At 41.2% G+C, this 12,107-nt stretch carries 13 protein-coding genes; 9 read left to right on the forward strand and 4 right to left on the reverse strand.

Annotated elements, in window-relative coordinates; genetic code table 11:
• Positions 1-266: 266 nt before the first annotated feature.
• Positions 267-1,841, forward strand: a complete 1,575-nt coding sequence (locus VB711_RS05075; RefSeq protein WP_323284649.1) for a type II CAAX endopeptidase family protein — start codon at positions 267-269, stop codon at positions 1,839-1,841.
• A gap of 185 nt (positions 1,842-2,026) precedes the next feature.
• Here the strand turns inward: VB711_RS05075 and VB711_RS05080 are convergent, their stop codons facing one another.
• Both VB711_RS05080 and tmk read right to left on the reverse strand, forming a co-directional pair.
• Positions 2,027-2,971 carry a DNA polymerase III subunit delta' gene (locus VB711_RS05080; RefSeq protein WP_323284650.1) on the reverse strand — a complete coding sequence of 315 codons (945 nt, stop codon included), beginning with the start codon at positions 2,969-2,971 and terminating at the stop codon, positions 2,027-2,029.
• Positions 2,972-2,973: 2 nt separating this feature from the next.
• Positions 2,974-3,603, reverse strand: a complete 630-nt coding sequence (gene tmk, locus VB711_RS05085) for a dTMP kinase (RefSeq protein ID WP_323284651.1) — start codon at positions 3,601-3,603, stop codon at positions 2,974-2,976.
• Positions 3,604-4,021: 418 nt separating this feature from the next.
• Here tmk and cruF point away from each other — a divergent pair, with 418 nt between their 5' ends.
• Both cruF and VB711_RS05095 read left to right on the forward strand, forming a co-directional pair.
• Positions 4,022-4,882 carry a gamma-carotene 1'-hydroxylase CruF gene (gene cruF, locus VB711_RS05090; protein ID WP_323284652.1) on the forward strand — a complete coding sequence of 287 codons (861 nt, stop codon included), beginning with the start codon at positions 4,022-4,024 and terminating at the stop codon, positions 4,880-4,882.
• 122 nt (positions 4,883-5,004) lie between these two features.
• Complete coding sequence (locus VB711_RS05095; protein ID WP_323284653.1) at positions 5,005-5,214, forward strand: transposase; 210 nt, start codon at positions 5,005-5,007, stop codon at positions 5,212-5,214.
• A 9-nt stretch (positions 5,215-5,223) separates the two neighbouring features.
• Here VB711_RS05095 and VB711_RS05100 read toward each other — a convergent pair whose 3' ends face one another.
• A complete protein-coding gene (locus VB711_RS05100; protein WP_323284655.1) occupies positions 5,224-6,849 on the reverse strand; it encodes a DUF6930 domain-containing protein in 1,626 nt (541 codons plus the stop codon).
• A gap of 156 nt (positions 6,850-7,005) precedes the next feature.
• Here VB711_RS05100 and VB711_RS05105 point away from each other — a divergent pair, with 156 nt between their 5' ends.
• From VB711_RS05105 to VB711_RS05120, 4 genes are all read left to right on the forward strand, one after another.
• Positions 7,006-7,227: a hypothetical protein gene (locus VB711_RS05105; RefSeq protein WP_323284657.1), complete on the forward strand. Its 222-nt coding sequence runs from the start codon at positions 7,006-7,008 to the stop codon at positions 7,225-7,227.
• An 88-nt stretch (positions 7,228-7,315) separates the two neighbouring features.
• Entirely contained in the window at positions 7,316-7,672 is a 357-nt protein-coding gene (locus VB711_RS05110; protein ID WP_323284658.1) for an iron-sulfur cluster assembly accessory protein, read from the forward strand.
• A 64-nt stretch (positions 7,673-7,736) separates the two neighbouring features.
• Complete coding sequence (locus VB711_RS05115) at positions 7,737-8,159, forward strand: hypothetical protein (RefSeq protein ID WP_323284659.1); 423 nt, start codon at positions 7,737-7,739, stop codon at positions 8,157-8,159.
• Between the two features lie 185 nt (positions 8,160-8,344).
• Positions 8,345-8,587, forward strand: a complete 243-nt coding sequence (locus VB711_RS05120; RefSeq protein ID WP_323284660.1) for a hypothetical protein — start codon at positions 8,345-8,347, stop codon at positions 8,585-8,587.
• 89 nt (positions 8,588-8,676) lie between these two features.
• Here VB711_RS05120 and VB711_RS05125 read toward each other — a convergent pair whose 3' ends face one another.
• The gene (locus VB711_RS05125) at positions 8,677-9,708 is read right to left on the reverse strand and encodes a hypothetical protein (protein ID WP_323284662.1); all 1,032 of its coding nucleotides are present in this window, start codon (positions 9,706-9,708) and stop codon (positions 8,677-8,679) included.
• Positions 9,709-10,128: 420 nt separating this feature from the next.
• On the opposite strand from VB711_RS05125, the gene VB711_RS05130 reads away from it, so the two are divergent.
• Together VB711_RS05130 and VB711_RS05135 are read left to right on the forward strand one after the other, a co-directional pair.
• Complete coding sequence (locus VB711_RS05130; protein ID WP_323284663.1) at positions 10,129-10,581, forward strand: NIL domain-containing protein; 453 nt, start codon at positions 10,129-10,131, stop codon at positions 10,579-10,581.
• Between the two features lie 128 nt (positions 10,582-10,709).
• Positions 10,710-12,050 (forward strand): alkaline phosphatase, encoded by a 1,341-nt coding sequence (locus tag VB711_RS05135; RefSeq protein ID WP_323284664.1) that lies wholly within the window; start codon positions 10,710-10,712, stop codon positions 12,048-12,050.
• Positions 12,051-12,107 lie beyond the last annotated feature (57 nt).

A 12,107-nucleotide genomic window follows, 5' to 3' on the forward strand; every position in this document is an offset into this window, starting at 1 on the left:
CTATCTCGGTTACTTGCAGAACTTACGCACGGTTTAAGTACCTGGACTGAGAAATACGGAAATTATGTAACAAAAAGTAAAATCTCCCTATTCCCTATTCACGTAAGTTGCTAGTTAGATGAAGTACGGTGCGTCAGAAACTTAAAATTAGTGATTTTAGCCTAAATTGTTCTGTCTGACGCACCCTACAGATTAGAAAATATCCGAAAAATTAATAACTAGCAACTTGAGTTGTTCCCTGTTCCCTGTTCCCTTCGAGTTATCTTATGACAATTAAGCGGTTGCTTCTATTTGGATTGACACTGTTAGCAATTCTATTATCTGGATTGTCCTTATTTGGTAGTTGGCAAAAACCACAATTTCAAAGTAGTTTGGAACTGTATCAAACCAATATTGTGCTACAAGCTCAAGCTTGGCAACCAGAACAAAGCAACGACGAAAATTTAAAGTTAATTCAAGCAGCGATAATAGGTGAAGATCCCTTAGATAATGCCACCAAACAGTATCTAGAGGCACGTCAGTCGGTACAGACTAATTTGGATAAAGCCAAAGCAGAATTAACAAAACAGCGTCAGCTTTACCCACCCCAAACATCCCTAGATGTGACTGTACCCACACCTCCCAAACCCCTACCCAATATTCAAACCTCTGAAGTAATTAAGGAAAAACAGTTACAAAAATCTATCAGCAAGCTAGAAAAATTGTTGGATGAATTAGATTTGCAACTGGGAATTTTACAAGCAAAACAAGGACAGACAGATAAGGCGCTGAAAACTTGGAGTCAATTACAAAAGCAACAAGTTACTGAATTAGAGAAAACTGCTATTGTGCTGAGTGGATTGTGGAATAATCCCCCTAAACTGCTACCCAATGCTGAACAACTGATTCAAAAGAATTTAAACGGTTGGTTTCGTTCCACTGCTTTAATTGAATTATACCAACTCCAACAACGTCCAGATGCTCTGTTAGCGGTTCAAGATGCACAACAACAAGCCGCCACTGAAGCAGTGTTCAAATTAACCATAATTGGCACAATACCCACCTTGACGGCTTTTATTGGGGCGTTACTGCTGTTTTTTCTACTGGGTCAGCGTTTGGTTAAAGGGAAAGATTCTGTGTTGGCTCAAAATGATGATCAGCGTTGGTCAACCCCTTGGAATGTTGAAACAATTTTACAGGTTTTTGTCCTGGGATTTTTCCTGATGGGACAACTATTTATACCTACTTTGTTAAGCATTTTACCAATCCCCCATCTCGCAGGTAATGCCCGTTCTGAAGCTTTTTATGTTTTGGTGAGTTACGTGTTAGTGGCATCGGGGGCGCTGTCGGTGTTGTATTTCTCGATTAAAAGATTTTTTCCCCTACCAGAAAACTGGTTTCGCTTCAACATTCAAGGTAATTGGTTTTGGTGGGGATTGGGGGGCTACTGCACAGCTTTACCAATTGTGGTGATAGTGTCATTGATTAATCAACAATTATGGCAAGGGCAAGGCGGCAGTAATCCTCTGTTACAATTGGCGTTAGAAAGCAAAGATGGGATAGCGTTAGGGATATTTTTCTTTACAGCAGCGATCGCAGCCCCATTCTTTGAAGAAGTGCTATTTCGTGGCTTTTTATTACCCTCCCTCACCCGTTATGTACCTGTATGGGCAGCGATTCTAGCTAGTAGTATCTTATTTGCTGCTGCTCACCTCAGCCTATCAGAAATTCTGCCTCTCAGTGCCTTGGGGATGGTTTTAGGGGTCGTTTATACGCGATCGCGCAACCTCTTAGCCCCGATTTTACTCCACAGTCTTTGGAATAGTGGAACATTACTCAGTTTATACTTGCTGGGAAGTTAAATTTTAAAAGCCCTGGCGACTAGCCTTGGCGACTAGAAGTCGCGGCTACAAAGACATGACGCGCAGCGGCTTCCCGTAGGGAAGGCCACCTCCGTGGGTTTCAAACCCTTGATTTTTCATTAGTCCACGGAGGTGGACTTGGCCTGTGTAGTAGCGACTTCTAGTCGCCCAAAACTTTTACACTATCAGCAAATCCTAAATAATGCTAAAAATGTACATTCCCAAACTAAACGCGGTTGAGCATAAGAAAGTAGATTTTTACGAGTTTTTTCTAACTGTTCAATGATTTTTGGTTGCTTAAATTGCTGCCAGTAAGATTGTTGGAGATAATCAATTAACCATAATTGCGCTTCTGTATCTAAATTTTTATTAATTTTTTCGGCTAATTCTAAGGCGTTGCGGTAAGAAGTAGGGATTTTTGTGGCTTGTTGTAGTAAACTATTGTCGATGGTTTGTAGTTGCTGGTAAGAAGCGATCGCACTCCCTGGACTACCAGATGCGATATTTAACACTTGGGGATGTTGCAAAATTTCCCCATGACCAGTTTTTGTCAAGACTTGAGCAAGAGAGGCAGCATCTAAACGGTAAAATGGAATACGTTGACACCGTGAAACTAAAGTTGGTAAAACCGATTCTGGTGCAGGTGCAATCAAAATTAACGTCGCTTGTCCCGGTTCTTCCAAAGTTTTTAGTAAAGCGTTGGCCGCTGCTTCAGCCATAGTTTCCGCTTGTTCTAGCACTACCACATTTCTGGGGGCTTCCAAGGGTGGACGGGAAAGAAACTGAGTAATTTCTCGAATTTGTTCCAGACGAATAACTGGTGGTGCTTTGCGTTTAACTCCTTTTTCCGCTGCTTCTGTGGCTGTAAGTCTTTGTCCTTGGTATTGGTAAGTAGGTTGTACCCACAATAAAGCCGGGTGATTACCTTGACGGATACGGTTGTGTAAAATAGGAATTTCCTGGGGTTCAACTGAAACAGAAAAGAGTAATTCAATAAAACATCTAGCAGCTAAACTCCTTCCCACACCTTCAGCCCCGACAAACAGATAAGCTGGTGGAACTCGGTTTTGTTTAACAGCTTGGGTGAGTAATTCTATGGCGTGTTTTTGTCCGATTAATGGCGAAAACATCACTAACTAAAAAAGCGATCGCTCAAAATTTGTTGTATGTTATTTTGTACAACCTCTTGACTCAAACTACCATCGACGCGAACAATGCGAGAGTTGTAAAACTTAGCTAACTCACTATATCCTTGCTGCACAAGACGATGAAAAGCGATCGTTTCCTGTTCAATGCGGTCTAGTGCGGCTTCCCCTTGACATTTACGGGCTAATCCCTCTTCTGGATCTACATCTAACCAGATTGTCAAATCACTTTCTAACCCACCAGTGGCAATATAATTTAACTGATTAATAATACTTATACTCAAGCCCCGACCGTAACCTTGATAAGCAATAGTAGAATCAGTATAGCGATCGCACAATATAAATTTTCCTATCGCCAAATTGGGTTTTAGTTCTTGTTCTATATGTTGCGCCCTATCAGCAGCATACAATAACAATTCTGTCACTTCCCCTACTGGCTTATTCGCTGATTTTTCTAACAACAGCCGACGTAAATCACAACCTAACTCCGTCCCCCCTGGTTCACGAGTCACAATTAAAGATACACCAAGACTTTCCAACCATTGACTACACAGTTGCATTTGGGTAGTTTTACCACAGCCTTCCACCCCTTCAAAGACAATTAATTTACCAGCCATCTGTTTTTCTCCCGTTGGGCAATGCCCACCAAAATCCGCATATCGTGGACAATGCGTTGAAACTAGCAAAAACCTATCAATTGACCAGATTTAATACTATTCTTCTATTCTTCTATTCTCCTGACTCCTGACTCCTGACTCCTGACTCCTAACCCCAATCAATCTTTATACTCTTGTAATAAATAAGCTATTTTCACTTTTTTGTTCATTATTGTTATAAAATTTAATCTTTGAGTGTTATTATAGCACAATCACGCAAGAGAAATCGACTATTGAACCTAGCTTGTATCAGTGAAGTAATGGTTCAATAATCAATGCTGATCTAAATAGTTTTGTCAGCTTGATCCTTGTCTTCAAGAAGGATACGGCCTCTTTCCAGCTAAAATACTTTGGGACTTCGATACGGTTAGAGTTTCTTATGAAGCAACTTGTTAATTTACAGAATTTTTTCCTTGCCAGTCATATTGGTACATTTATTTTTGGATTAGTGGGGTTACTGATCATCCTACCCCATCCAGAATTACTTGCGGATTTGGGAACATTTGGGCAAAATAGTTTTGCCCTATCAATGTCTGCGGGTGGAGCAATCAACATCCTCTTAGGGACAGTAGCCGTAGCAATTTTTGCCTATAGAACAATGGGACTACAGCAATGGCTGTCTTTTATGATCCCGGCTATTGTTTTATCGTTGGGGAGTGAATTACTAGGCACTAGCACTGGTTTCCCTTTTGGTGAATATGGCTATTTAAGCGGTTTGGGTTATAAAGTGGCAGGACTTGTTCCCTTCACCATTCCCCTTTCCTGGTTTTATATGGGGTTCACCTGTTATTTGCTGGCTCGTGCAGCCATTGATGCAACTATTAAACCGGGAACTTTTACTGCTTTTTTATGCCCAATTTTGAGTGTTTTCATTGGGGCAATACTCCTAACATCTTGGGATTTTACTCTTGATCCAGCAATGAGCCAAAGCATTTATCCCTTCTGGCAATTTGGGCAAACCGGCTCCTTTTTTGGTACACCTTACCGAAACTTCTTTGGTTGGATTGCAACTGGGGTCATATTTATGACAATGGCAGCATTATTGTGGAAGAAAACGCCTATTGTGTTATCAAATCGACAGTTAGGATTTCTTTTAGTTATTTATTTAAGTAACATTGCCTTTAGTTCTGTGATTACTTTATTTGGGGTCGGTCTAGGGATTCCTGTAGGTTTGAGTGTTCTTTTTGGCGTTATTCCTGCTTTTATTTTAGGTTGGATGGCTTCATTGGCTTCAGCATAATTCTAAGCAAAAAGCGAGATGGAGTATAGCAGGAGTCAGGAGTCAGGAGCATAGAATTAAAACCCTGCCTGTTGTGAAAAGAGTTTCATCAATGGCTTACAACAATTGATGTCCTAATCACCTTGGCGGTTGCTATAATGCCAGATCATGTACATAATATTAGTCGCAGTAGATCCTCCGTTTGGAATTGCAAAATTAATTCGATACATGAGTTTTCTAGGCTAAAAAGTAGGCTGCCAACACTTTGGACAAATAGCTATTTTGTTTCAAATGTTGGTGGTGTGCCTATTTTAATTATTAAGCAATACATCGAGAATCAAAAGAATGACTAATTGCTTAGTTTAGGTTGTTCGTGTTAATTGGAGAGTACCCAATCCTAAATCCTTGGGGTAGAGCGATCGCGCTTCAAATACAGCCATCATATCTTTTAATTGAGGATTACCGCGAGAAGCGCCTGTTAGTCCCTTAGCAATAATTAAACCGCAATAACCCTTGGTTTGTTTACATCGCTGATTCCATTTTTTTCTAGCATCAATATGAACCGGATCATCATCTAAAAATTCCCCAAACAAGAACAATTCATCATTCTGTGTTTGTAATAAACCTAAATCATAGCAATTACCATTAAATGAATCAGTACCAGGATTAAAGCAAATTGCTTTTAAACCACCAGTTTCTTCAATTCTTTCAATCACAGTTTTAGCTTTGGGACGGGAAGTTTGAACTAAAACCACCGGGAATCCATCACCCACAGGCTTAATTTCACCGATTCTTTGATAGGTAATTTCTTGGCGTAAATAGTCTAACAATTCCCAAGGAATTACACCCAAACTGAGGAAGGAATCTTCGGGAATTAAGTCATCTCGTAAGGAATCTAAGACAGAGGAACTAAAATCATCATCATCTTCTTCTTCAAAATCTACCATTTGTTCTAATTCTGCTGCTAACTGCGGCATAGTAGAAACAGTAACAGAAACAGATGTATTATTTTCATCTGGGTTTGGTAAAGCAATTCGATAGCGATCGCTCAGATTGGGAAAATCTTCTTCATCCAACTGTTGTTGGTGGTCATGGATAAAGCGTAGTAAGCTTTCAATAGATACCAAAGCGATCAATGCTTCTTCTTCATACAAAACAGAACGTAATCCTTCTAACGGGTGAATATTGCCGAAAGTAGGTTCAATTTCTGATAAAGTTAAATCTGCTAAATCTTCCACTTCGTCTTCGTTGATATCTTCGGCCGATTCAAAAGTGAGGAACAAGCAATCTTGTTTCAGGAAAGCTTCTTCTAAATCTTGCATTGATTCCTCTTCTCTTAAAACCGATTCACGAAACCGCTTGAGAGACTCTTCTGAACGGTATAGCAAAATTCCGTATTCTATCCCCAGCATTCCCATGACTGAAGCATAGAGTGTACCTATATCCCACTTATTAATTTCTATAGACAAGATTTGCTGTTCTTCCAAAAATTCCCAAGGTGCTGCTTCCCAAATTGCCAAAGCCTTATTGTGTAGAATTTGGGCATATTGTGGAGGTAAGTCAGGAATTTGGCTATCTATGACCTCAGCAAAAGAGCGAAATAGTTCATCAATCAATGGTAACTCTGGGGTGTAGTCGATAGTAATGTCTAGATCTTGCAGTACACCCCGCAAATAAAATTGAATTTCTCGGTCTCGTACCACAATTCTTTGAGGTCTAGCAGGTTTAGCAGGACTTTGTGGGCTTTCCATTGCTCGCATTAGGGTACGAACGATCGCCTCTGGCCCTACATCTGGAGATACCATATCCATCCCCAGCACTAAACCCTGAGAACCATCTACCCACAAAATACAGTCTCCTTGACCTTCTTTATCTTGGTGTTGATTTTGTGATGAAGATGATAGCGGACGGCGATCGCCCTCCCATATAGAAGGAATTTGGGTTAATTTATTCAACCGACGGCTGGTAGAGCGATTAAAACTTGTCATACATTAAATTAATCAAAGGAAGCTATTTTAGAAGTAAACGTTCGGGAATGACCGAAATTTTTACTCAAATGTATCTAATCTCTAAATACACCGAGTCTCTCAATTCTAGAATAAAAATCTTTGGCCGCTTTTAACAGAGTCTTTACAATTTGGTATGTGAAAAGGAGGCAGGGGGCAGGGGGCAGGGGGCAGGGGGCAGGGGGAGCAGGGGGCAGGGGGCAGGGGGCAGGGGAAGTAGGGGAAGCAGGGGGAGCAGGGGGAGCAGGGGGAGCAGGGGGAGCAGGGGGAGCAGGGGAGGCAGGGGAGGCAGGGGAAGAAATGAATCACCCATTACCCATTACCCATTACCAATTACCAATTTCTGATGAATGTTGCTAAAATAAATACAAAAACATTAAGATTAACCCGGAGGCATTAAAACGCTGTAAAGGTTAATAGTTAGACCAGTTAAGGAGTTGAAAAGCAAATGACACAAGCGACTCAGGCTCAACAGCGCGGAATTTTATTGTCTGAAGCGGCTTTGCACCAGGTTAAATCTCTTCAAAGCACACAGGGCAAGGATTTATGTTTACGGGTGGGAGTACGCCAGGGCGGTTGTTCTGGGATGTCTTACATGATGGATTTTGAAGACACAAGCAAGATCACCCCACAGGATGAAGTTTTTGATTATGACGGCTTCAAAATTGTGTGCGATCGCAAAAGTCTATTATACCTCTATGGCTTAATGCTCGATTACAGCAATGCCATGATCGGTGGGGGATTCCAATTTACTAACCCCAATGCTGCTCAAACCTGCGGTTGCGGCAAATCTTTCGGAGTGTAATATTATCAATGGTCAGTTGCTCTACTCAACTGACTAATAATTAATGATAAATGATTAATGATCAATGACTCAAACAATTGAAGACCTGTTTGATACGGGTTTAGAACGCTATAAAGCTGGGGAATCGGTATCATCGCTTATTCCTGTATTTAAACAAGTGTGCGATCGCTCTCCTAGAAGCAGTTCAGCCTGGGTTTGTCTGGCTTGGTTATACCTCCTAGATAATCAAGGCAAACTAGCTTACACAGCCGCCAATAAAGCTGTTAAATTAAATCCCCAAGACCCCCAAGCTAGAATTAATCTGGCCTTGGCTATGTTAGAAACAGGACAAAAAGGTCTACGTCAACACATCGACATAGCACAACAGCTAATTTTTGTCAATGAAGAATGGCAAGATGAAGTTAAAAATAGCATTGAAGATGGTTTAACTAGAAAACCTGATTGGCAAAGTTTAATCAAAGTTAAGAAATGGCTATTTGAAGAATAATTTGTAATTAGTAAATGTAAAATACTCAGGAGATACAGCAGGAGTCAGGAGAAAAACTGGCTTTGTGTATAGGGTTCAATTTAAATTCTGTACCTCATTGATCTGCAATCTGCTGTAATCTCCGATTTGTTTGAGAAGTCGGGGATCTGGGTATTTTATGAGTAATCTGAGAAATTGACAAAATTATGAAAGAAAAACTATTAAATTGGCTAAATTTGATTTTAGTTGCTGACGTATTCTTAGTTTTATTAGGTTTTGGCTGGTTTGCAGTAGCAGTTATTGGTAATGCTTCAGGAATCAACTTGGGCTTAGATTTGTGGCATAAACTCTGGATACCCTTATTTAACCCAGCCATTGGCATCCTCATGGGTGGGGCGCTTGTCAGTGGGATTAGTAGTTGGGTATCCAAAAAATTTCAGCAGAATTAATCACTGTTGTAGGTGTATTTTTGTAGAGACGTTCCATGGAACGTCTCTACATTGGAGATACCAATTACCAATTCACAATTCACAATTTACTATGAAGTTTCTTGAATTTGTAGACGCACTGTGTGTTCAGTTGCGCCACTAAGTTGGAGTTCCATGATTTCGCCACCAAGGGGTTCTATACAGGTGAGGAGCGATCGCAAATGGGGTGTACTCGCACCAGTATCTACATACAATCGATCAGCTAAATTACCAATGCGTTTCCAGGTCATATACAATTTACCAATGGTCTGCTCGATTTGAGATGCTTGATTGACCAAATCAGCCGCAATACTCAAACAGCCAATACGTTGCGCTTCTTCTAAAGCCGTTTCAATATCCACTTCTTCCTTAATTAATGCCTGAACTTGAGCCGCTGATTGCAAATATTTTGCCAACTGACGAGCCTCAGAAGTAGCTTGTTTTAAAGTATCTACATCAGGATTAGCCGCTATTTCCTTTTGTAAGACCTTTTGGTGCATTTCTGGCAGTTTCTCCATTTCCTTCACCAGAGGGGCAATGTAGCGCGGTGGAAGGCTGTTATCTGCGGCTTTTGCTCTGACTTCTTCAGGTAATAAATCTGAAGACATGGCTGTCCATTCATCGGAGAGTTGACGGACTTCGCGCCTGGTGATGCGATCGCCCTTTTGGGCTGCTTCACTCACCATCTGTTGAACTTCTGGGGACGATTTAGCTGTTTCGACAAATGCCCGTTTGCTAAAATTACTTACCGATTCGGGGGCTAGTTTGCCATCATCGATCAAAGTGTCCGCACTGTTGGCTAATTGAATCCAACCATAAGCTTGACTTTTACTAATTTCCCGTTCCTTGAGCCATTTGAGAAAACCGGTACCTCTGCCGTCACCGCCTTTTTTCTCCCTGTCTCGGATTGATCGTAAAATCCGCCCCCGCCAGATTTCGGTTTGCAAATCAAAGCGATCGCACACCTGCCAAGCCACATCTAGCTGTTCTAAAAAATCAGACTCTAAAATCTGTTCATCATTTGGATCAGGCAGTTCAAAGGATAAATCCGAGGGCTGTTGTAATGCAGCTGCAAGGTCGTTAATAGATTCAGTATCTTGCACGATCTATAGATATTATTGTAGGCGTTCGGCTTATTGTTACACAATCTGCGTCCTGAGAATAGCCGCAATAAGCTAGATTTTAAAATAGGATGGTAAGTAGGGCTTGCTGGAAAAGTCTTTTGGTTAGGGCTAGGAGTCAGGAGTCAGGAGTCAGGAGTCAGAAGGAAGAATTAGAAGAAGAGAAGATAGTCTTGAATCTGGTCAAGTGATAGATTTTTGGTAGTTTTAACCCTTATTCCTTGCACCTGATTCACCCTTTTAACCTTCAAATTCTTGACATATCTCAGTTTTAGGTTTATTAAGCAAGTTCTAAGTAGGTGGGCGTTAAAAATTGTCGTTGTGTTCCCTGTTCCCTGTTCCCTGTTACCCGTTACCCGTTACCCGTTACCCGTTCCCTGTTCCCTGTTCCCTCCTAAGATAGTGAAAAAACGAGTTACCTTAACCTTTCCCAAACGTGCAATTCAAATGCCTGTCACTTACCGACTGGCTAAGGATTTTAATGTTGCTGCTAATATTATCCGCGCTCAAGTTGCCCCTAATCAAGTTGGTCAATTGGTGGTGGAACTATTGGGAGATATTGATCAGGTCAGTGCAGCAATTGAATGGATGCGATCGCAAAATATTAATGTATCTAATAATTTAGGTGAAATTACAATTGACGAGGATGTATGTGTTGATTGTGGGTTGTGTACTGGGGTTTGTCCAACGGAAGCCTTGACCTTGAATCCAGAAACATATAAACTGACATTCACGCGATCGCGCTGTATTGTCTGTGAACAATGTATCCCCACCTGTCCTGTACAAGCTATTTCTAGCAGTCCTTTCAAAACATCTAATTTTCCTGGTTTTTCTGGTTCGGAAAGAAAAGGGTAGTACCGCCAAGCGAAAGTCAAAAGTCAAAACTAATGCAGCGTCAGAATTTTGTTTTCTTAACCTTTAAGTTGTTCTAACTTTAATCTCAGTGATGTAAATATTGACGTAATAAAATTTAAAGTAAAGCAATGTTACAGCGATCGCCCAAAATCATTATCGGTTTGATAGTCTTATCTTTAGTAATTTTCCTGAGCTACACACCCCAAATGTTAGCCAGCAGAGGTTCTGGCCAAGGTAACGTCATCTTCATTCATCCAGACGGTACAAGTGCAGCCCATTGGGGGGCAACAAGGATACTGTTTCAAGGTCCAGATAATAGACTGAATTGGGATAAAATGTCAAATCTGGCAGTTTACCTGGGACACATGAAAAATCAACTTTCCGCAACCTCCAATGGTGGTGCTGTTACCCACGCAATAGGAATAAAAGTAAATGCTAATTCCTTCGGATTGGATGAAAACGGTAAACCATTGGTAGCGCTATCTGGGAAACCTCAGACAATTATGGAAGAAGCGATCGCTCTTGGTAAATCAACAGCTATCATTAACTCAGGCATCATCCCCGAACCAGGAACAGGTGCATTTCTAGCCAAATCAGCCAACCGTGGCAACTTTGCAGACATCACCAAACAGATAGTAGAATCTGGTGCAGATATAATTTTAGGAGGAGGAGAAGTTTGGTATCTTCCCAAAGGAACAGCCGGAAGACACGCCACCCAATCCCAAAGTCAACGCACCGATGGGTTAAATTTAGTAGAATTGGCTAAAAAGAAAGGTTATACCGTCGTTTACAACCGTGACGAACTACTCAAACTACCAGCCACCACCAAAAAAGTTTTAGGAATTTTTGCGGCTGACGACACCTACAACGACGACACCGAAGAAAACCTGAAAAAGCAAAGTTTACCCCTATACGTTGCCACCGCGCCCACAGTCGCCGAACAATTGGATGTAACATTAAAGATATTGTCCCAAAAGCGTAAAAACTTCTTGATAGTCTTAGAAGAAGAGGGAAGCGATAACTTCTGTAACTATAATAATGCGATCGGTTGTTTAACAGCCTTAAAACGTGCTGACGATGCCATTGGGGTAGCGATGAAGTTTATAGAGAAAAACCCCAAAACATTGTTACTGACTGCGGCTGATAGTGACGCTGGCGGGTTAGAATTAGTAGGAGCAACAGAAAGAGAATTTCCTTTAGATCAACCTTTACCAGCAACAGGTAAAAATGGCGCACCTTGGGATGGAAAAGAGGGAACTAGCAGTTTACCCTTTGTTTCTGCACCCAACAAACAAGGTCAACGCTTTCCATTTGCCATATCATGGTCTGGTTTCGGTGATAATGCTGGAGCAATAGTATCTAAAGCCCACGGACTAAATGCTCAACGTCTCAATGGTACAATAGATAATACAGATATTTATCGGTTAATGTACCGGACATTGTTTGGTAAAGAATTACCGAAGAAATAAAGTCAGGAGTCAGGAGTCAGGAGGCAGAAGGCAGAAGGCAGGAGGCAGGAGGCAGAA

This window comes from Cronbergia sp. UHCC 0137 (assembly GCF_034932285.1).
Lineage (GTDB): Bacteria > Cyanobacteriota > Cyanobacteriia > Cyanobacteriales > Nostocaceae > Cronbergia.